Raw genomic sequence first — 21,065 nt, 5'->3', positions numbered from 1 at the left:
ACCGGGCTTTATCGGAAATCTATCTATCCCCTGCCTAAGTTAACGGTTAATCCCGGTAGTAACGGCAGGGTAGTGTTGGTGCCTAATGCTTTATTCCATTGCAGCAGATCGCTAATTTTGACATTGTATTTTGCCGCTATATTGGCAAGTGTATCGCCCTTTTTTGTAATGTGAATAATTGTTGAACCGGGAACAACAGTTCTTTGATCAACAGATTGATCAGACGTTTCGATAGCAATGTACCGGAGAGGTTTTGGCGTGCGGATGGGCGACGACAGATCAGCAATGGCATCCTGTAAAATAGATTGCCGTTCGGCAGTTACCACCGGGACCACAATTTTGCGCGGGACAGCTGCCGTACCGTTAACCAACTGTTGGCGATACGATGGGTTTAGGGTGCAAATGTCTTTCAACGTCATCCCCAATGCCTGCGCTACGCGGCTTAGCGATACAAACTTGTTCACCATTATGGTATCGGTAACTATCGCGAGGTCGCTGGTTTGCGGTACTATATAATGGTATTTATGATATTTCATCACATAATTCACGGCGATGAACGCCGGTACATATCCACGGGTTTCGGCAGGCAACAATTCTCGGATGCTCCAGTAATCGTGTGTGCCGGTTTGCTCCAGCGCGTGCAGCACGTTGCTTTTACCACAGTTATATGATGCTATGGCAAGCAGCCAATCGCCAAATTGCAGGTAGGCGTCTTTTAGGTATTCGGCTGCTGCGTTGCTGGCGCGTACGGGGTCGCGGCGGTCATCAACATAATCTGTCATTGCCAAACCGTAGACCTTAGCTGTTTCTGACATGAACTGCCAAGGGCCGGCAGCACCTACCCTGGAAATAGCGTTCGGGTTTAGCGCCGACTCCACTATCGACAGGTACTTAATTTCATCTGGGATGCCCGCATCGCGGAATGCCTTTTCGTAAATAGGGAAGTAGTATTTAGACAGCCCTAACATGCGGCCCATCTCATCCTTACGGCGGGTGTAATTATCTATGTAAGCTTGTACATAGCCATTGTAATTTAAAGGCACCTCATTTTGAATGGTATCCAGCCGGCGTTTTATAATATTGTTTTGGTAGATGGATACGGGAGCTTGTATTATGGGGGGCGCCACGTTGGTGTCCTGCTGAACCATCTCTGCCTCAATGGCAAATCCGGCGTTGGCATCTGCTTTAACTATTTGTACAAATAAGGCACAAATAATAAAAGTAAATAGTCTCTTCATATTTTAGGGTTAGCTATCCGCAGGAAAAGCCTTACAGTTATTTACTAATGTATTAAATTTCTATAGTTGCAGGAAATATTCCGAGAAATTTAACAGTTCCTGCTCGCAAAAACTTTTGGCCAATAATTGTAAACCTAACGGCAAACCTTTCCCGTTATTGCCTGCCGGGAGCGATATGGCGGGCATGCCCGAAAGCGAAGCCTGAACGGTAAAAATATCGTGCAGGTAAGTTACTACAGGGTCTTTCTCTTTCACACCGATAGCGAATGCAGGCTCGGGAGCGGTGGGGGTTAGTATAAAATCAAATTCTTTTAAGATCTCGTTGGTTTTGTCCTGGATCAGGCGGCGAACCTTTTGGGCTTTTGCATAATAGGCATTATAGTAACCCGCGCTTAATACAAACGTGCCCAGCATAATGCGGCGTTTAACTTCTTTACCAAAACCTTCGGAGCGGCTTAGCTTATACGTCGATTCCAGGTCGGTGGCATTGGGGCTACGGTAGCCGTAATGCACACCATCGTACCGGGCAAGGTTTGATGATGCCTCGGCCATAGCCAATATGTAGTAGGTTGGCACCAGGTAATCTAAAAGCTCGAACGAGATAGGCTTTACGGTATGCCCATCGGCACGTAACTTCTCTATATAAGTAGTAAGCGTGGCTTTAACTTCAGCATCTACGCCGGGGCTGGATAAAGCCTCCTGCATGTAAGCGATCTTTTTTTTGCCTGTTTCCTTTCGCAGGTTTTTTGCTTCGGGAACGGGGTGCTGCGATACAGTACCATCGTATTCATCGTCACCTGCCAAAATTTCTAATAACAAAGCGGCGTCGGATACCGATTTGGTTATCGGGCCAACCTGGTCGAAAGACGAAGCGTAGCTAATGATGCCATGGCGCGAAATGCGCCCGTAAGTTGGCTTAAGGCCAATAACACCACAAAAAGCTGCGGGTTGCCTAACCGAACCACCCGTATCTGTACCGATAGCGGCGTGGCACATACCTGCCTGCACTGCGACAGCAGAACCACCCGATGAACCACCAGACACTCGTGTATTATCCGCATGGTTTTTTACCGCGCCGAAGAACGAGTTTTCGTTAGCGGCACCCATAGCGAATTCATCGCAGTTGGCGCGGCCTATAATGATGGCATCTTCTGCCAGTAAACGCTCCACCACGGTTGATGAATATATTGAAGTAAAATTTTCTAAAATTTTTGATGAGGCTGTTACTTTATGCCCTTTATAGCAGATATTATCTTTAATAGCGATAACCATACCGGCCAGTTTACCGGCAGTACCGTTACTTATCTTCGCGTCAACCTCTTTTGCAGCAGCAAGGGCCTCGGTATCAAAAACCTCGTTAAAAACGTTAAGATGTGCGTTTTGCTGTATTTGCTGAAGGTAGCCCTTTACCAGGCTTTCAGCTGTGATCTCCCCACTTTTCAACCCGTTCTTAATGTCGGTATAAGCGGAATAGTGTTTAGCCATGGGCCTAAAATAAAAAACTTATCTGTTGAAGCATAAATATTTCAACAGATAAGTTTTATAAGTGTTAACAGCTATGGTAAGCTGAAGCAATAAATTGCCAGTAAGTTAAACCTTAGGTTTCTCTTCTGTTGATGTAGTGTTTGTGTTTGCAGTGGTCTCACCGTTCTGCGCGTCTTTAAATTCTTTAACGCCCCGGCCTAAACCTTTCATCAGTTCAGGTATTTTTTTTCCACCAAACATAATTAAAATTGCAACGATGATCAATATGATCTCTGGTGCGCCTAATCCACCCATGATTTTTAAGTTTTATGTAATGTAAATATTTTATTGTTATTTATGTTCTTCTTCAACCACCTTTTTAACCGGCTCTTCTTCAGTTTTGGTTAAATTGATAGTGTGCGGTTCTGCTTCGGTATTATGCTCAAATGTAGCATCTTCTGCAATTTCTTTTGTTGTTACGGCTTCTGAATGTTCTGCACTGGCGGGTGCACCGTGGCCCCTAAAAGCCGGGATAGTACCAGCAACCGGTTCGTAACCATGCTCGGGCACTTCTTCAGCCGCAGTTTCATGTTCTGCCGGGGTCTCTTCTGTTTTTACTGCTTCTATTGAAGCTTCGATTTCAGCAGTCTGTTCGGTTTTCTTTTCCTCGTAATTGTTTATCTGGTTGTTAATTTCGCGTTTAACATCTTCAGATGCATCCTTAAAATCGCGGATACCTTTACCAAGTCCACGCGCTATTTCCGGTAACTTTTTACCGCCAAAAAGCAACAGCGCAGCAAAAACGATCACTACCATTTCGCCGCTGCCTATATTTAAAAATAATAAAACTGAATTTAACATTGTATTAATTTAAGATTACAAATATACATAATTACTAAACGCACGAGATTAGAAATCAATTAGGAGCAAGCCATAACTTTGGGTTGACAAAGGTTGAGCTTTTTGATAGCGTAAATATGGTAGTCGCGTCGCCGGTTGATGGATCAAGCGCAACTGTACCCAACATTTGTTTTGTACTTACCTTTTGCCCTTTAGAAACGTTTACCGTTCTTAAATTTTGGTAAGCGGTAAAGTACTCGCCATGTTTAATAATAACCAAGTAAGTACCGCTAATATCCATAATGGTTTTCACCTCACCTTCAAACACTGCCCTTACAGCCGCGCCTGTGTTGGTACGGATCTCGTAACCGTTGCTTTCGTTGCGGATGCCGTCATCATTATACGTACCGAAACCGTGCACCAACTGCCCTGCGGCAACTGGCCATGGCAGGCGGCCTTTATTACCTAAAAAGTCGTTACTCAATTTAGCGGCCTCCGGCGTAGAGTTTAACACCTCGCTGTTTGTTGACGTTTTTGTTATCGCTTTTCTGGTTGGGGCAACCACCTCGCGGTTTTCTGCTTTGGCCTTTGCCGCCGCTATCCTTGCTGCTTCCCTCGCTTCTGCTTCGGCCTTGCGCCTTGCCTCTTCTACTTCTCTTCTAATAGTATTTAATATCTCTTGCTTGTTACGCGCCAGCCTTTTTTGAACGTCGCGCTGCTGCGATTTTAACTCGCCCTGGTGTTTGCTCAGGTCCGTAATTACTTTTACCTGGTTGTTCTTGGCTTTACCTAACTCTTCTTTTTCCTTCTCCTGGCTTTGCAACAGGTCGTTCTTCTGTTTTTTATCCCTGTCAAGTTCTCCAATCTTCACATGTAGGTCTTTTTGAGTGCCCTGTATGTACCCTGCCTGCCGCTCGCGGTAAGTGCCAAACTGCTGTAAATATTTTAAACGCCTGTAAGCCTGGTTAAAGTCTTTTGCGGCAAAAATAAACATCAGCTTATTATAGGCACTTTGGTTACGGTATGCAAACAATACCATTCCTGCATAGTCTTTTTTTAACTGATCTAACTGGTTTTGTAAACTATGTACGGTATTATTGCTCTCAGAGATTTGATTATCTAAATTTCTTACTTCGGAGTTGATGTTGGTTATCTTCTCTTCGCGTAGGTTTATCTGCGCTTTTAATATGTTGAGTTGTTTTAAAGATACCTTTTTATTGTTCTTGGTTTCATCGTACTCGCGGTTTAACTGATCCAATTCATCGGTCAATTTATCGCGCCTGCGCTTTAGCTCGGAACTGCTTTGGGCAAAAACGCCCGAAGCTGCAAGCATTAAAACAAAAAACAATGCGGCTTTAAAAAATTTCATCCACCAAAAATATAATTTAATTAGCAGGTTCGTAGCTTTTTGGAATACTAAAAGGATATTCGAGCTGCTTATCAAACTCGGCCTGTGTATAACGCAGGTTTACCTGGATTTTTTTATTGCCTGCTGTAGAAGAAATATCTACCTGCGAGGGTATTACCCGATTATCCGCCTGGATAAATACCTTATTGGCTACCTGCAATGATTGCCCCGCCAACTGGTTGGTTAAGTTAGTTTGCGTAACCTTTAAATCAGGGCCCAACAACAGCTTATAAACCAAGTCTTGCAGTGTTCCGTTAATTGCGGTATTATTACCCTCGGCGCTAAAATCGGCATTATTATTTAACAACTCGGGCATAGCGTTACCCACCAGTAGCGACTGTAATGTTTTAAAATTCACCTGCTTGCTGGCGTAGGTGTAAACATAGCTAAACGGCTTTTTAAGGTACATCCCTTGCAGGCGGTTCACCACAATAATACTATCGGGAGTTATTTGGGCACGCGCAACTTCAACACCTAAAATTGCGGTAATAGAGATCCAGATCTTTTTATCTTTCGCTATGCGGATGTTAAGGGTAACATCGTTGCTGTTGCCGTTAATATCCAGTTTGGTTTTCGCCTTGCCATTGAATGTATTGAACGACACCTGTTTTAAGCGGATAGCTGCAAGTTTTGTTTTTATACTATTCTCTTTATCAATAGCGGCAGAATCTACTGTGGTGGTGGGGCGGTTAACAACAACCAGTTTTTTCGACTTACATGCGACAAGCGCAATAAGGCAAAAAACAACGGCTATTTTATTGAATGTATTTTTTCTCATTTATCTTACGGTCTAATACCGGCGATTTTGCACCCTGCGTTTTTGCTTTGGCCCAATTTTGTAGCGCGGCGTTGGTATCGCCCAGCAAAAACAGGATATCGCCGTAATGTTCTGTTTTAACGGCGCTATCGCCTTTATCATGTTGGAGCGATTTTTCTATCCAAAGTTTAGCAGCGGCGTAATTTTTCTGCATAAACAGGATCCATGCATAAGTATCTTCAAACGATGCCGTGTTGGGCTGCAAGTCGTTACTATGTTTGGACATTAACGCCGCGCTTTCTAAACGCTCGTTCCTTAACGACAAATAGTAGGCATAATTGTTCAGCGTAAATGCATTATCGGGGTTTATGGCGATGGCTTTCTCGTAAGCACTGTCCGACGCTTTGTTATCATTGATAGAATGATAGCAATCCCCAAGTGCCGAGTAGCCTTGCGTAAGCAGGTCTTTATCCTGCGTTTCTAAACTTACGGCATTCTTAAGATAGTTGATGGCTTTGTTATAATCGTGCTTTTGCTGCCAGGCAATGCCAACCATATAATTCATCCACGACTGGTTGGGGAAGAACGATAATGAGTTCTCGCCATCTTTTATAGCGGCATCCAAATCGTTCTCGCCAAGATCTATCCTTACCAATTGTTCCTGCACGTTATAGGCCTGGTTATCCAGACTAACGGCTTTTTTGTAGGCGGTTTTAGCCTCGGCTATTTTCTCGCTCTGCAACAGCATATCGCCGTAAATAGCATAGGCCTTGCCGTTTGTTGGATGCGCCACGGTTAAAATGCGGCTTAGTTCCAAGGCGCTCGCCCTCGCGTTTGGCTCGGGGAATTTTGGCACATAACCTAATAAGATCCTTATTTTTTGTTCGATGTCCAGGTCCGGGCTGGCAAAGGCTATCTCCAACTCGTCGTAGCTTGCTTCCGCTTTATTTTGCTCGCGGTAAATATCGGCCAGGGCCAAATGGATGGTGCCGTTTTTAGGGTCGATGGCTTTTGCTTTTTGCAGGGTAGCCAGCGCTTTATCACTTAGGCCGTTGGAGTTATAAACCTCGGCCTGCATCAGGTAATATTTTATTTGTGTAGGGTTGGCGGCTATCAGTTCATCTAACGACGACGCGGCTTTTTTAACATCTCCCTGGCGGATATATATTTTTTGACGATTAGCAAGCAGGTCTTCGTTTGGCCCGTCAAGTTCTTCAACTTTTTGATACAGCATTAAAGCCTCATCATACCGTTTCTGCAAAAACATGGCGTTGGCCTTGTCGTAGTAGTAGTCGGATTTATCGGGGTTAAGGCGAATGAGTTCATTAAAAACATTCTCCAGTTTATTAATGTCGTTGTTTTTTTCGTAGGTGCCGGCAAGGGCTATCCAATACCATTCGTTATTGGGGTTAACCGTAACGGCGCGCTCCAACAAATTTTGTTGGGCGGGTATATTGTTCTGCGCTTTTTCCAGGTTAGCCAGCTCAAACATGGTGGCATCGTTAGTGGGGTCGATCTGCAGGATGCGGTTAAAAAGCTCGGAAGCCAGTTTGGGGTTCTCTACAGTTTTTTCACGCAGGGCAGAAAAAAACAGTTGTTTCACCATGCCGCTATCCGCACTGGTCATGGGGCGGGCGGCAATTATCACGGCCGAATTACTTTTGCCCGGTTTGCTTTGCGCAAAGCCCAATAAAGTTATCCCTGTAAATAATATAAGTACTGCCGCTGTTTTCATACCGGATGCAATGCGTTTGCTATTACCTTTTAAATATAGCTTTTAGTTCGTGCCTTTCAGTGTATAAAGCGCCTAATCCAAATAAAATCAACAGCCCGTTACCAATAAAGATGTTCCGTTTAAATACCGAGAACGATAGGTAAACAAGCACTGCCGATATAATGATATACGCAAGGTTCTTTTTTAAGTTGTACGGGATGGGATAATTTTTTTGCCCCCAGATGTATGACATGATCATCATAGCCGTATACGCTGCAAAAGAAATCCATGCAGACGCCATATAGCTATACTTAGGGATAAATATCACGTTTAACACAACGGTCAACACCGCGCCGATCCCTGAGATATACAAACCATATTTAGTTTGATCGGACAATTTATACCAAACGGATAAATTCATATAAACCCCAAGGCTTACGTAACCAAACAGCAACGGCGGGACAACATCAAGCCCAACCCAATATGTACGGTTATGGACGTAATATTTTAAGATCTGGATATTGGCTATTACACCTAAAAATATGACGCATACAGTTATCACAAAATAATTCATGATACGCGCGTAGGTTTGGCCGGAGTTTTTGTTTTTTGCGTGGCTAAAGAAGAAAGGTTCGGCTCCCAAACGGAACGCCTGTACAAAAATGCTCAGGAAGATAGAGATCTTAGCACACCCCGAATAGACACCAACATCATGCTCGCTAATATTTGCAGGGAGCAGTTTACCCAGCAGAATCTTATCAAGGTTCTCATTAACAATGTATGATAGGTTGGCGACAAGGATAGGCCAACTGTAGAGGAGCATGTCGGCAAACATAACTTTGTCAAACTTAATTTGCAATTGCATCAATTGAGGCAATAAAAGCAAGAGGGTAACCAAACTGGCCACAACATTTGAAAGGAATACATAACCTATCCATCCCGGTACAAACCACTGCCCTATCCAGGCGCTGCCTGCTAATTCGTGTTTAATCCAAAATGGCAAGCCCCAAATAAATATCAGGTTGAGGCCTACCATCACCACAATATTTACAATTTTGATGGTGCCGTACTTAACCGGCCGACCATCGGCACGCAACTTGGCAAAGGGAATGGCGCACCATGCATCCAATACCAGTATCGCTATAAAATACTTGATAAATATTTGGAAGTCGGCCTGTGGGGTATCTTTCCCAATTTTTATTAAACCCGCAATAACATTCGTAAACGGTACGGTAAATAGCAGGAAAACCATCGATAGCACAAAAACCACCCAAAAGCCATTATTATAAACCTGCCTTTTGTTAGCCCCTTCTTTATTAAGGTAACGAAAAAAAGTAGTTTCCATACCGAAAGACAGCGTCGCGTTTAGTATAGCGGCGTAACTGAACATGGTAGTAAAAATTCCGTAAACCGAGGGCTTGTATACCGAGGTATAGATTGGTGTTAATAACGAGCTAAGCAAGCGCTGTGCTATAGTAGTAACACCATACAATGCCGTTTGCCCGGCAAATTTTTTAGCTGTTGACAATTAGGAATGTATAAAAGATTTATAAACGCTTTTTAACAATCTCAAAATTACGATAGTTTTTCAATTCGCCCTCATGAACTTCAACGCTGTCTACAATGGCGTGTTCGGCGCCTTCATGGCACCATTCCAAAAACATATCCATCATCATATTGTCAGCTTCGGCAGCAACAAATACATCGCCATTTGGCTCGTTACTTATAAAACCGCGTACGCCAAGCTGATCGGCAACGGCTTTGGCGCCCGCCCTAAAAGATACGCCCTGCACTTTTCCCTTAACCGTTATATCCAGATGTTTCATTAGTTGATGAATGGTTGATTTATTATGATGAATGTTTAAAACGCACCCATCCACAATTTTGTTGAATGCAAATTAACTTAATCAAACGCAATCAACCTAATGTGGCGTTAAACCAATTTTTTTACTTGGGTATCGGGAGTAAGTTTAAAGCCATCCATGCCGGTAAGCAAGTTTAACCCCGGGGTTTTACCAGCTTCAATCGTACCTTTTTCATCATCGATCCCCAGGAATTGGGCGCCGTTAATGGTTCCCCACTGCAGCAGGGTATCGATACTTAAGCTTGGGAAGTTTTGTTGAAGCGTACGCATCTCGCTTAAAATACAAAGCTTATCGTTTGATGCAAGGCTATCGGTACCCAATGTAATGTTCAATCCCTGGTTCACAAAAAGATCTATTTTAGGCAGGCGTTTTTCGATGTACAAGTTTGCATTGGGGCAAAAACACCAGTTTATCTTGCGGTCGAAACGTTTGATGAAGTAAATATCTTTAAGATTTGTGCAGGTATTATGCACTAATAAGATCTTTTGCCTATTGGTTAACAGCGGGATGATAGATTGCAATGAATTTCGCGCCTGCGGGCGGAAATAGCCTATGTCAACCCCAAGATGCTTATACAGGTCAATAAAGCCCCCTAATTTATAGCGGTAAAATTTATTCTCGTCCTCGCATTCCTGATTGTGAATGCTTAGCAGGTTTGTACCCGCGTCGCTATGTTTTTTTATCAGCTTGAACAGTTCTTTAGACACCGAGTAAGGCGCGTGCGCGGTTATAGATGTGGGTTGTGGCTTAAATTGCTCTAAGGTTTCAAGGGCCTTTTCAAAAAGCTCGTCGGCTTTATCGGGCAAAAAGCCCAATATTTCCACAAAGGTGTGGTAATATAATTTACTATTTGATTTTATAGAAGCGGTAACGCTACTGTTAGCAATATCGCCAACTGCCACAATACCATTATCATACATTTGTTGGTCGGCCGCTTCGGCAGCGGCAATAACCTCTGCCTGGTCAGCCGTTCGGAATGACATGATGTCTTTAATAAAACTGATGAGCCCGCCTCCCGCCGCTATGCGGTCTTTCATATGCGAAAGCTCGGTGTGGCAATGGGTATTTATAAACCCTGGCACAATAATGCCGCTAAGATGTTCAATAATATCTGATGCGGGGGGAGATTTGTCGTCGGTAATGGAGATGATCTTCCCCGCATCATCCACAGTAACAATTCCATTCTTTATAGGATCGGCACAAACAGGGTAAACGTAATCGGCTTTAAAACTTTTCATTAAATATAACTTAGCATCAGCAATGTTTTTTTTAAACCCAATTCATATAGTAAATACAATTAACTTTTAGTTATTGTTTTTAATGTTAGAAAAGAATGACTTTAAAAAAAGACCAGAATTTTTAAATTTAAGTACTTTTGTATTGTGAATAACAAAAAAGATAAAATAGATATCCGCAGCCTAAGCCTCGAAGCCTTACAGCAGCAATTCATCGGCATGGATGAAAAGGCTTTTAGGGCTAAGCAGGTTTATGAATGGCTTTGGGAAAAATCATGCATATCTTTTGATGCTATGAGCAATATTTCAAAAGAACTACGTACTAAACTTGATGAGAAATTTGTAATTAACGATGTTAAGATACATACTTCGCAAGTTAGTGCTGATAAAACTATAAAAAATTCTTTCATATTACACGATACACATCTTATTGAGGGCGTTTTAATTCCCACAACCGGCCGAATGACCGCCTGTGTATCATCACAGGTGGGTTGCAGCCTTACATGTAAATTTTGTGCTACAGGATATATGGAACGCAAACGCAACCTAAACCCCGACGAAATTTACGATCAGGTGGTACTGATTGACAAACAAGCACGCGAAAATTACGGCATCCCTTTATCAAACATTGTTTACATGGGCATGGGCGAGCCGTTGCTTAATTATGCCAATGTGATGAAATCTATCGAGCGCATCACGTCTGAAGATGGATTGAACATGTCGCCAAAGCGTATCACGGTGTCAACCGCCGGTATTGCCAAAATGATTCGTAAACTGGGCGATGATCAGGTGAAGTTTAACCTGGCCCTATCTTTACACGCCGCCAACGACGAGAAGCGTAATGCTATAATGCCAATAAACGAGCAAAACTCGTTAAAGGCTTTGGCTGATGCCCTTAAATACTATTACGCCAAAACCAAAAACGCCGTTACGTACGAGTACATTATTTTTGACGGCGTAAACGATAACATCCAGGATGCTATAGAACTTGCCCGTTTTTGCAAGCACTTGCCTTGTAAGGTTAACATTATTGAGTATAACCCTATTTCAATGGCTGCATTCGTAAACGCCGGCGAAGATAAGGTAGAAGCCTTTGCCGATTATCTACGCAGCCAGGGCATCAATACTAACCTGCGCCGCAGCCGTGGTAAAGACATTGACGCCGCTTGCGGGCAGCTTGCTATAAACGAGAACGAAAAGGAAGTAAAAGCGTAAATACCATAAAACATATTGTGAGTTAACTCCCCCCTGCCCCCTCTCTGCTGCGCAAAGAGGGGTTGTTTTTTCTAACCCACTTTGCGCGAAGCAATAACCGGGGGAGTAAATAGCCCAGCAACATTTTACATTTTGCTTAAAGATGCCTACCTTAAACCCATGCAAGCCATCCGCACCTACCTGGCCGATTTTGTTTCGCTGATATTTCCGCAGCTTTGCCCCGCCTGCCACGCCAGCCTGATGGCTAACGAGGATGTTTTATGTACAGACTGCCTGTATAACCTGCCATTCACCAATTTTCATCAACAGCCGGATAATATTGTTGCAAGCCAGTTTTGGGGCAAGCTAAATATCGAAGCCGCTTATGCGCTTTATTACTTTAACAAGGGCGGTAAAGTGCAAAACATGGTGCACGAGTTTAAGTACAATGGCATGCAATGCATCGGGAATAAGCTGGGCAATATAGCGGGTAAACAATTAATGCAAAACCCTGTGTTTGATTCCGTAGATTACATTATCCCGGTACCGCTTCATAAAAAGCGCTTAAAAATTCGCGGCTATAACCAAAGCGCCTGCTTTGCCGAGGGATTGGCGGATAAACTAAATGGTGTTGTAGAGCTTGATAACCTGATCAGGACAGTTGCTACTAAAACGCAAACCCACAGATCGCGCTTTGCGAGGTTCCAGAATATGCAGGAGGTTTTTGCGGTTGCGGATCCCAATAAATTAGCAGGCAAGCATATTTTATTGGTCGATGATATTATTACTACGGGCTCTACCCTGGAGGCCTGCGGAATCGAGCTTTTAAAAGTACCGGGATTGAAACTTAGTATTGCTACGATTGCGTACGCGGAATAAGTGATTAGTGGCCGGCTAATAAGAGATTGGCTTACAGCTTTTAAACTAATCTCTGATCACAAATCCCTAACCTCTACTACCTATTGCTTCTGATACCTGCTTAATTTTTCAAAAAGGGTGGTAGGGTCAAATGGTTTTAGGATGTAATCGTTCATGCCGGCGTTCTCTATCTGGCCCATTTGATTGCTCAGCATAGATGCGGTAAGGGCTATGATAGGTAACTTTTGAAAGTATGCCTCCGATTTTGAGCGGATAACCCCCGTAGCTTCCAACCCACCCATAATAGGCATGTGGATGTCCATCAATACAACATCGAAATTTTTGTGCACCTCCAGTTTATCAATAGCTTCCTGGCCATTCTCGGCAAAGTCGGCAGTTGCGCCCCATTTTTTAAGCACCTTGTTAATTAGCAACCTGTTTATTTGGTTATCATCAACCACAAGTACATTAATATTTAGTCCTGTTTCCACGTTGTTTCTTGCGTTTGTTTGATGATTTACTAATTTATTAAATGTTATAGTAAACCAAAAAATTGAGCCTTCCCCAAGTACGCTATCTACGTTTATACGAGAGTCGTGCAGTTCTATTAAACGTTTGCTAATAGCTAAACCCAGGCCCGTACCGCCGTAGTTGCGGGTAGTATCGGCCTCGGCTTGCTTAAACGATTCAAATATGGTATTTAATTTATTCTTAGCAATGCCTATGCCCGTATCAGAAACACCAAAACGAATCCTTACGGTATCTTTTGTTTGTTCAATTACCTTTAGGTCGATATTAACGCCGCCCTTGCCTGTAAACTTAACAGAATTGCTCACCAAATTCAGCATTATCTGAACAAGGCGCGCCCTGTCGCCCAAAACAATATCGGGTACACTTTCGTCAATACTTTGGGTAAGGTAAATATCTTTTTCGTCGGCCTTGTACTTCATGGAGCCGATGATGCTTTGCACCATATCGCGCATGTTTACGCTGGCTTTCTCCAGTTCGATGTTGCCGGTTTCTATTTTTGTAAAATCGAGCACGTCGTTTATCAGCGTCATCAGGTTCTCGGCGGAGAATTTGAGGATGCTCAGGTTCTCTTTCTGAGATTCGAGCGGGTTATCGTTCAGCAACAGGTGCGACATCCCAATAACTGCGTTCAACGGCGTACGGATCTCGTGGCTCATCACCCCGATGAACATATCTTTGGCGCGGCTTAGCAGTAATGCTTCTTCTTTTGCTGATATCAGCTCCAGCTCGGCTTTTTTCTTAGCGGTAATGTCAATAATAGTTTCGATGTACTTATCTACCTTGCCATCATCGGACATGATAACCGAGTTGATGACCGAGATCCATAGCGGCTGGCCATCTTTACGATATATGAACAAGTCTACCTCAAAAGATTGTTTCTTTTCAGAAAGCTCGCGGGCTTTGGTGATAATGCCTACATCCGTTAGTTCACCCTTTAATGAATCGCCAAGGTGTTTATCCCTAACATCTTCAAGACTGTAGCCGGTTATTTTTTCGAATGCATTATTTACCCACTCTACCTTACCGCTGCTATCATTAATAACAACGCCGCTGGTAGTTTTACTGGCCACAAGCGATAGCATGGTCAGTTCCTCTTCCGCTTTTTTCCGTTCGCTTATATCAACCATCACACCAATCTGGCGCTCCAGATAACCTGTCTCGTTAAAAAGCGGACTGTTTGAGATAAACACCCAAGCGGTTGAGCCATCTTTTTTATAGATCTTTATTTCAACCTCATAAGGCTTATTTTCTTTAACAGCTTGTACAGCACCTTCAAAAACTTCGAGGTTAGTTTCCGGGCCAATCAGTTTGGTGCCTACCGTTTGGCCTTTAAGTTCTTCTTTTGTGTAACCGATGATGTGCTCCATGGCCTCGTTCATCCAGATGATCTCGCCATTGGCATCCCTTATCATGATACCGCTCGGCGATTTACGCGCAGCGAACGACAATATCTCTACATCGTGCTCGGCTTGCTTACGGGCGGTTATGTTAGTTATGATGCGGATAAATTTTTCCAGGCTGCCATCGGCAGCGTAAATACTGGTATTGGTAACCAGGATCCATATCGGGCGGCCATTTTTTCTAACCATAGATAACTCAACCTCGTAAGGCTGGTTGGTTTGGCGGGCTTCTATCAAACCCCTTTCCGACTCGGCATCTTTGGGTTTGCCTTTTAAAACCTCGCCCAAAAATTTGCCCTCCACATCCTGCAGATTGTAGCCTGTTATGGTTTCAAAAGCATCGTTTATCCACACCACCTCGTCGCTTGCGTTGCTGATCACGACACCATTACGGATCTTGCTTGCAACTAACGACAGCTGCTTTGTTTCGTCGATAAGTTTTTGCTGAAAGGTGGTATCGCGGCCGCTGGCAAACCATTTGCCACCCTTGTTAACGGCCGTCCAGCTCATGTGTTTAACTTCACCGGTGCGGGTAACGGTTTCGGTTCCCACCTCAAACGGCTTTTGCGACCGGACGGCTTGCTCGATCATCGGCACATATAAATCGCGGTTTTTACCGGCCACAAAATCCCACAAGCTACGGCCTATAGCTTGTTCTGGCGTGTAGCCCAGGATGGTAAGCACGGCGTCATTTATGGTTTCGATATTAGAATCGGCACCGGCAATAAAGTGGATCTCTGATGAACTGTTGAACAGATTGGCGAACTCCTTGTGTCTGTCCAGACTTTTTTCCAGCTCTTTTTTTTGCCTGCGTAAGGTAAGGTGCGACATTACCTCGTCGGCCAATATTTGCAGGGCATCGCGTTGCTGGTTGGTAAGCTTGCGCGGGATCATATCCAGTACGCAAAGCGAGCCAAGGCGGTAACCTTCAGGGTCTATCAGCGGGGCGCCGGCGTAAAACCGTACACCACCTGCCGCATCAACAAAGGGGTTGTATTTTATCTCGTCGTGTAACAGGGCATCGGGCACTTCAAACACTTCGTTGCCCTGCATGGTGTAATTGCAAAACGAATTATCGCGCGGGGCTTCAGAAACATCAAACCCAAAGCTCGATTTAAACCACTGCTTATCGTTATCGATCAAAGTGATAAAGGCAATGGGCGCCTGGCATATATAGGATGCCAGGCGGGTTATAGCGTCATACTCTTTCTCGGGCAACGTATCAACTACGTCATATGAACTAAGCGCTTTTAACCGCTTACTTTCAATGTCTAAAGAGTTTTCCGGCGCTATCCCCATCTATTACTTTTAACCTTAATCCTTATACAACGGAAAGTCTTCCATAAGCTTGTGCACCCTTTTACGTATCTTCTTAATAGAAGTTTCGTTTTCCGGGTCTAATAATACCCCATCTATCAGGTCAACAATGGTTTCCATATGTTTCTCTTTTAAGCCGCGTGTAGTGATCGCGGCTGTACCAACACGGATGCCTGATGTAACAAACGGCGACTTATCATCATAAGGCACCATGTTTTTGTTAGCCGTAATATCTGCTTTTACAAGCGCGTTTTCGGCAGCTTTACCGGTGATGTTTTTATTACGAAGGTCAATTAACATCAGGTGGTTATCTGTACCGCCAGATATGATATCGTAACCCTTATTAACCAAAGCTTTAGCCATAGCGGCACCATTTAGTTTAACCTGGGTAATGTATTTCATGTAGCTGTCAGACAATGCCTCGCCAAAGGCAATAGCTTTAGCAGCGATGATATGCTCTAACGGGCCACCTTGTGTACCGGGAAATACAGCCATATCTAACAAAGCCGACATCATTTTAACCTCGCCTTTTAGTGTTTTTAAACCCCATGGGTTTGCAAAATCTTTACCTAAAAGGATAAGGCCGCCACGCGGGCCACGTAATGTTTTATGTGTAGTCGTAGTAACAATGTGCACAAGCGGAAGTGGATCTGTTAACAAACCACGGGCAATTAAACCTGCCGGGTGGCTAATATCTGCCAGTACCAAAGCGCCAACTTTATCGGCCACTTTACGGATAAAGGCGTAATCCCAATCGCGTGAGTATGCCGAAGCACCACAGATGATCAGTTTTGGTTTTTGCTCCAAAGCAACTTTTTCAAGTTGTTTGTAGTCTATTAGGCCCGTTTCTTTTACAACACCGTAAAAATGCGGCTCGTACAATTTACCAGAAAAATTAACCGGCGAACCATGCGTTAAGTGACCACCATGAGAAAGATCGAAACCTAATATCTTATCGCCCGGGTTTAGCACCGCAAGCATTACTGCTGCGTTTGCCTGCGCGCCGCTGTGTGGCTGCACGTTTGCCCATTCGGCATTAAACAATTGTTTGGCACGCTCAATAGCAATGGTCTCAATTTCATCAACAACCTCACAACCGCCGTAATAGCGCTTGCCCGGTAAGCCTTCGGCGTATTTGTTGGTTGCAACAGAACCTGCTGCTTCCATTACCTGCTTGCTTACAAAGTTTTCTGATGCAATAAGCTCAATTCCTTCTTCCTGGCGTTGCTGCTCTTCGTCTAACAGCTTAAATATTAATTTGTCTCTTTTCATTGTTGTGTGTAAAACGGTGCTAATTTAGATATTAGATGTGAGATGTTTGATATGAGATTGAAATCTCTACTTGTTTTATAGGATAAACCTTACCACCTGCTATGTCAATCTTCCCTTATTGCGAAGACAAACGTTGGTCCAGCTTTTTCAATTCATCCTCCATAAATGACGGTTGATTCATTTGAATTCTTAATTTCCTGATCATATTAACCATAGCTACCAACCCTTTCTTATACCATGGAAACTCCTCTATAAGAGATTTCAATTTTGCCAACGCGTGAATCACCTGACCAGTGCTTGCTAATTTAACGGCGTGCTTATGTCTAAACACCGGGCAATAATAATACTCATTTGCCATTGCATCCCAATCATCAATCCCGGATTGCCCCAACGTCAAAAAGATAGCAGCAAATATGGATGAATCCATATAATCGTTTGAAAACGCAAAAAAATTAATTAGTGCAATCTCATTGTCTTTTGATGCGGATATCTTTTTCTGTAGTATTTCCTGAATTAGTTGATGAGCCCGTTCTTTATCTCTTTCATCGTCGTGTAGATGCAGGATATTCGCATACTCAACAAATATGCGTTGATTAAACGGTGAGTCTTTAGGTGAATTATTAAATGTATATTCTATTATACTCCGGGCACTGCTTAACTGAGATAAAAGACGATATGTTTTCGCTAAAGCAACAAGTACTAACGGGTTACGTTGATCGTCACCATTCAATTTTCCTTCTTGGAATTTGACGCTTTCAAGAGGAAGCCTATCATTGTTATATCTTTCCAGTACTTGCCATTTATCAAGTTTACCGAACTCCGTTTCATCCCAAAAGCTGTACAATAATCCTAACCTGTCCCATTTAGAACTAATAACTTTCCATTCATCAAATACAGCATTGAAGGCTTCGTGGGGTTTATATACAGTGCCATCGGTATCTATGAGATTTATACCAAATTTAAGATTCGGATTGGAAAAGTACCGACGAAATGATTCATAAAGCTCAATTTCAAAATTCTCTTCAGAATTATCCGACTTATAATTGCTACTCATATCGACTTACGGTTAAATACACTATTATCAAATTTATTAACTGGCGTTAATTTTCTCCTCTCGGGCTTATCCAAAAGTTATTATATCCAAACCCAATGGTTATATCTATCATTTCCTGCTGAAGCATCTCCAGCACGGCTAAAAAATTATATACAAAGTGTACCTTGTTCTCGCTGTTGCCGGCAATGTTCTTAAAATCCATCTTTTTGTTGATGCGCAGCAGGTTGTTGATGGCTTCCTTCTGTTTCTCGATAGTGTAAGGGTATTGCACAACAGTATGGTGTACCTCTTCGGTACGGGTTATGTATCGGCGCATCATGCGGTTATACACCACCATCAGCTTGTACAGGTTTAGCTCGGATAACTCCTCGCCGGGCACGGCCACTTTTTCTACCTGCTCCAGGTCGAGTTTAATATTGCCTCGTTTCTCCTGTTTAAAACGTTCGTCTTCGTAAGGACGGATCTCTTCACAAAGCACCTTGAATTTTTTATACTCGATAAGCTTACGGATCAGCCCCTCTTTGGTGTCCATCTCGTTCTCTTCCTCGCCGGTGTTGTATCGCGGCAGCAGCATTTTGGCTTTAATGCGCATCAGGGTGGCGGCAACAAAAATAAATTCGCTTGCCAGTTCCATGTTAAGCACCGTCATCTGGTGAATGTAATGCAGGAAATCGTTGGTAATTTTGGCGATGGGGATATCGTGGATATCAAGCTCGTCGCGCTCGATAAAAAACAGCAAAAGATCAAAAGGGCCTTCAAACTGCGATAACTTTATGGAGAACCCATCTTCGGTCATGTGTCAAAAATACAGCTATTTATAATTTATCTCAATTATAAATTTTAAATTCAAAACATAAATTACCTTTAATATATTCCAATTATTAGTAATTAAATAGCTTACTTTGTAAGTTATTATAGAGTGAATATCATACATGCAGGTACCCGCCGGTGAATTTTTAAAACGCATCAACTATCCATCTGATTTAAAGGAGTTTAAAGAGGACGAACTGGAACAGGTGTGTAACGAGCTGCGCCAATATATTATTGATGTAGTATCGGTAAATGGTGGCCATTTTGCCGCCAGCCTTGGTACTGTAGAGCTTACCGTAGCCCTACAGTACGTACTAAACACCCCTTACGACCAACTGGTTTGGGATGTTGGACACCAGGCGTACGGCCACAAGATACTAACCGGCCGCCGTGAAAATTTCCACACCAACCGTGTTTACAAAGGCATAAGCGGTTTCCCAAAACGCAACGAGAGCATTTTTGACACCTTTGGCGTTGGCCACTCATCTACTTCGATATCCGCAGCACTGGGTATGGCAGTTGCCTCGCAATACAAAGGAGAAACCGACCGCCAGCACGTTGCCGTTATTGGCGACGGTGCCATGACAGCCGGCCTTGCTTTTGAAGCGCTTAACCATGCGGGGATCGAAAACTCTAATATCCTGGTGATATTGAACGACAACAACATGTCGATTGACCCGAATGTAGGCGCGCTTAAAGAATACCTTACAGATATTACCACATCAAAACCATATAATCGTTTCCGTGATGATATAGCCACCGTGCTTACCAAAATTTCATCGATGGGCCCGGATGCTTTCAAGATAGCCAAGAAGATAGAGAAAAGCATAAAAGGCACGTTGCTTAAACGCAGCAACTTTTTCGAGGCGCTCAAATTCCGTTATTTTGGCCCGGTTGACGGCCACGATGTAAAACACCTGGTAAAGTTGCTGCAGGACCTTCGAGACATACCCGGCCCTAAGCTATTGCATTGCGTTACTGTAAAAGGTAAAGGCTACGCACTGGCCGAAAAGGACCAGACCAAGTGGCACGCCCCCGGTTTATTCGACAAGATAACCGGCGAAATAAAAAAGACAAAATACGATAAGCCACAGCCGCCTAAGTATCAGGACGTGTTTGGCCATACGATAATTGAATTGGCCGAGGCTAACCCTAAAATTATGGGTATTACCCCGGCAATGCCGTCGGGCTGTTCGTTAAACCTGATGATGAAGGCAATGCCTAACCGCGCCTTTGACGTGGGTATTGCCGAGCAGCACGCTGTAACATTTAGTGCCGGTTTGGCTACACAGGGGCTTGTGCCTTTTTGTAACATCTATTCCAGCTTTATGCAACGCGCGTATGACCAGGTGATACATGATGTTGCCCTGCAAAAATTAAACGTAGTATTTTGCCTTGACCGTGCCGGTTTTGCCGGTGCCGATGGTGGCACACACCATGGTGCTTACGATATTGCCTTTATGCGGTGCATCCCTAACATGACGGTATCTGCCCCGATGAACGAGGAAGAGTTGCGTAACCTGATGTACACCGCACAATTGGAAAACATGGGTCCGTTTGTGATCCGTTACCCCCGTGGCAATGGAGTGATGGTAGACTGGCAACGCCCTTTAAAAGCTATCCCCGTTGGTAAGGGCCGTATGATCTGCGATGGTGAAGAGGTTGCTATACTTAGTTTTGGCGCTATAGGTAACGAAGCCGTTAAAGCAACTGCCACACTGAACGCGGAAGGATATTACCCTGCCCATTACGACCTACGTTTTGTAAAACCTTTAGACGAGGCGCTACTGCACCAGGTGTTCAAAAAATACAATCACATTGTAACCGTTGAAGACGGTTGCATTGAAGGTGGTATGGGTACCGCCATATTAGAGTTTATGGCCGATAACAATTACCATGCACAAGTAACCCGTTTAGGCATCCCCGACCTTGTTATTGAGCACGGCGAACAACCCGAACTTTGGGCAGAATGTGGCTACGATGCCGCAGGCATTGCCGATAAGGTTAAAAAACACGCTATTAAAAGGGATAACACGCATATTATAGCGTCGTAATCGACTCACCCGGTCATAGCTTTGCTCGACCACCCTCTCTGCTTCGTAAAGCGG

At 43.6% G+C, this 21,065-nt stretch carries 17 protein-coding genes; 3 read left to right on the top strand and 14 right to left on the bottom strand.

The features are described 5' to 3' along the window. Positions 1 to 23 precede the first annotated feature (23 nt). The 10 genes from ABIB39_RS04665 to ABIB39_RS04620 all read right to left on the bottom strand — a co-directional run bounded on the left by ABIB39_RS04665 (position 24) and on the right by ABIB39_RS04620 (position 10,524). Positions 24 to 1,238, bottom strand: a complete 1,215-nt coding sequence (locus ABIB39_RS04665) for a lytic transglycosylase domain-containing protein (protein WP_354427721.1) — start codon at positions 1,236 to 1,238, stop codon at positions 24 to 26. Positions 1,239 to 1,298: 60 nt separating this feature from the next. Then, positions 1,299 to 2,723, bottom strand: coding sequence for an Asp-tRNA(Asn)/Glu-tRNA(Gln) amidotransferase subunit GatA (gatA, locus tag ABIB39_RS04660; protein ID WP_354427719.1), 1,425 nt, complete (start codon positions 2,721 to 2,723; stop codon positions 1,299 to 1,301). 105 nt (positions 2,724 to 2,828) lie between these two features. Next, positions 2,829 to 3,017 carry a Sec-independent protein translocase subunit TatA/TatB gene (locus tag ABIB39_RS04655; protein ID WP_354427717.1) on the bottom strand — a complete coding sequence of 63 codons (189 nt, stop codon included), beginning with the start codon at positions 3,015 to 3,017 and terminating at the stop codon, positions 2,829 to 2,831. Between the two features lie 36 nt (positions 3,018 to 3,053). Beyond that, positions 3,054 to 3,563 carry a Sec-independent protein translocase subunit TatA/TatB gene (locus ABIB39_RS04650; protein ID WP_354427715.1) on the bottom strand — a complete coding sequence of 170 codons (510 nt, stop codon included), beginning with the start codon at positions 3,561 to 3,563 and terminating at the stop codon, positions 3,054 to 3,056. Positions 3,564 to 3,618: 55 nt separating this feature from the next. Continuing rightward, positions 3,619 to 4,911, bottom strand: a complete 1,293-nt coding sequence (locus ABIB39_RS04645) for a murein hydrolase activator EnvC family protein (protein WP_354427714.1) — start codon at positions 4,909 to 4,911, stop codon at positions 3,619 to 3,621. A 16-nt stretch (positions 4,912 to 4,927) separates the two neighbouring features. Further along, the gene (lolB1, locus tag ABIB39_RS04640) at positions 4,928 to 5,728 is read right to left on the bottom strand and encodes a lipoprotein insertase outer membrane protein LolB1 (RefSeq protein WP_354427712.1); all 801 of its coding nucleotides are present in this window, start codon (positions 5,726 to 5,728) and stop codon (positions 4,928 to 4,930) included. Next, positions 5,706 to 7,442, bottom strand: coding sequence for a tetratricopeptide repeat protein (locus ABIB39_RS04635; RefSeq protein ID WP_354427710.1), 1,737 nt, complete (start codon positions 7,440 to 7,442; stop codon positions 5,706 to 5,708). The genes lolB1 and ABIB39_RS04635 overlap by 23 nt, the downstream gene beginning before the upstream one ends. A 22-nt stretch (positions 7,443 to 7,464) precedes the next feature. Further along, complete coding sequence (locus ABIB39_RS04630; RefSeq protein WP_354427709.1) at positions 7,465 to 8,949, bottom strand: oligosaccharide flippase family protein; 1,485 nt, start codon at positions 8,947 to 8,949, stop codon at positions 7,465 to 7,467. 19 nt (positions 8,950 to 8,968) lie between these two features. Continuing rightward, positions 8,969 to 9,247 (bottom strand): acylphosphatase, encoded by a 279-nt coding sequence (locus tag ABIB39_RS04625; protein ID WP_354427707.1) that lies wholly within the window; start codon positions 9,245 to 9,247, stop codon positions 8,969 to 8,971. Between the two features lie 107 nt (positions 9,248 to 9,354). Further along, positions 9,355 to 10,524: an amidohydrolase family protein gene (locus ABIB39_RS04620; RefSeq protein WP_354427705.1), complete on the bottom strand. Its 1,170-nt coding sequence runs from the start codon at positions 10,522 to 10,524 to the stop codon at positions 9,355 to 9,357. A gap of 144 nt (positions 10,525 to 10,668) precedes the next feature. Here ABIB39_RS04620 and rlmN point away from each other — a divergent pair, with 144 nt between their 5' ends. Both rlmN and ABIB39_RS04610 read left to right on the top strand, forming a co-directional pair. Next, positions 10,669 to 11,736 carry a dual-specificity RNA methyltransferase RlmN gene (rlmN, locus tag ABIB39_RS04615; RefSeq protein ID WP_354427703.1) on the top strand — a complete coding sequence of 356 codons (1,068 nt, stop codon included), beginning with the start codon at positions 10,669 to 10,671 and terminating at the stop codon, positions 11,734 to 11,736. 81 nt (positions 11,737 to 11,817) lie between these two features. Beyond that, complete coding sequence (locus ABIB39_RS04610) at positions 11,818 to 12,594, top strand: ComF family protein (RefSeq protein WP_354427701.1); 777 nt, start codon at positions 11,818 to 11,820, stop codon at positions 12,592 to 12,594. An 80-nt stretch (positions 12,595 to 12,674) separates the two neighbouring features. Here the strand turns inward: ABIB39_RS04610 and ABIB39_RS04605 are convergent, their stop codons facing one another. From ABIB39_RS04605 to ABIB39_RS04590, 4 genes are all read right to left on the bottom strand, one after another. Further along, positions 12,675 to 15,803 (bottom strand): PAS domain S-box protein, encoded by a 3,129-nt coding sequence (locus ABIB39_RS04605; protein WP_354427700.1) that lies wholly within the window; start codon positions 15,801 to 15,803, stop codon positions 12,675 to 12,677. Between the two features lie 15 nt (positions 15,804 to 15,818). Beyond that, a complete protein-coding gene (glyA, locus tag ABIB39_RS04600) occupies positions 15,819 to 17,093 on the bottom strand; it encodes a serine hydroxymethyltransferase (protein WP_354427698.1) in 1,275 nt (424 codons plus the stop codon). A gap of 115 nt (positions 17,094 to 17,208) precedes the next feature. Further along, on the bottom strand, positions 17,209 to 18,147 hold the full coding sequence (locus ABIB39_RS04595) for a hypothetical protein (RefSeq protein ID WP_354427696.1): 939 nt from the start codon (positions 18,145 to 18,147) through the stop codon (positions 17,209 to 17,211). Between the two features lie 46 nt (positions 18,148 to 18,193). Continuing rightward, a complete protein-coding gene (locus ABIB39_RS04590) occupies positions 18,194 to 18,943 on the bottom strand; it encodes a segregation and condensation protein A (RefSeq protein WP_354427695.1) in 750 nt (249 codons plus the stop codon). A gap of 136 nt (positions 18,944 to 19,079) precedes the next feature. Here ABIB39_RS04590 and dxs point away from each other — a divergent pair, with 136 nt between their 5' ends. After that, positions 19,080 to 21,011 carry a 1-deoxy-D-xylulose-5-phosphate synthase gene (dxs, locus tag ABIB39_RS04585; RefSeq protein WP_354427693.1) on the top strand — a complete coding sequence of 644 codons (1,932 nt, stop codon included), beginning with the start codon at positions 19,080 to 19,082 and terminating at the stop codon, positions 21,009 to 21,011. The last annotated feature ends 54 nt before the right edge of the window (positions 21,012 to 21,065 follow it).

Origin of the sequence: Mucilaginibacter sp. UYP27, assembly GCF_040547175.1 — a bacterium.
GTDB lineage: Bacteria > Bacteroidota > Bacteroidia > Sphingobacteriales > Sphingobacteriaceae > Mucilaginibacter.
This window is presented reverse-complemented; position numbering and strand designations above follow the sequence as displayed.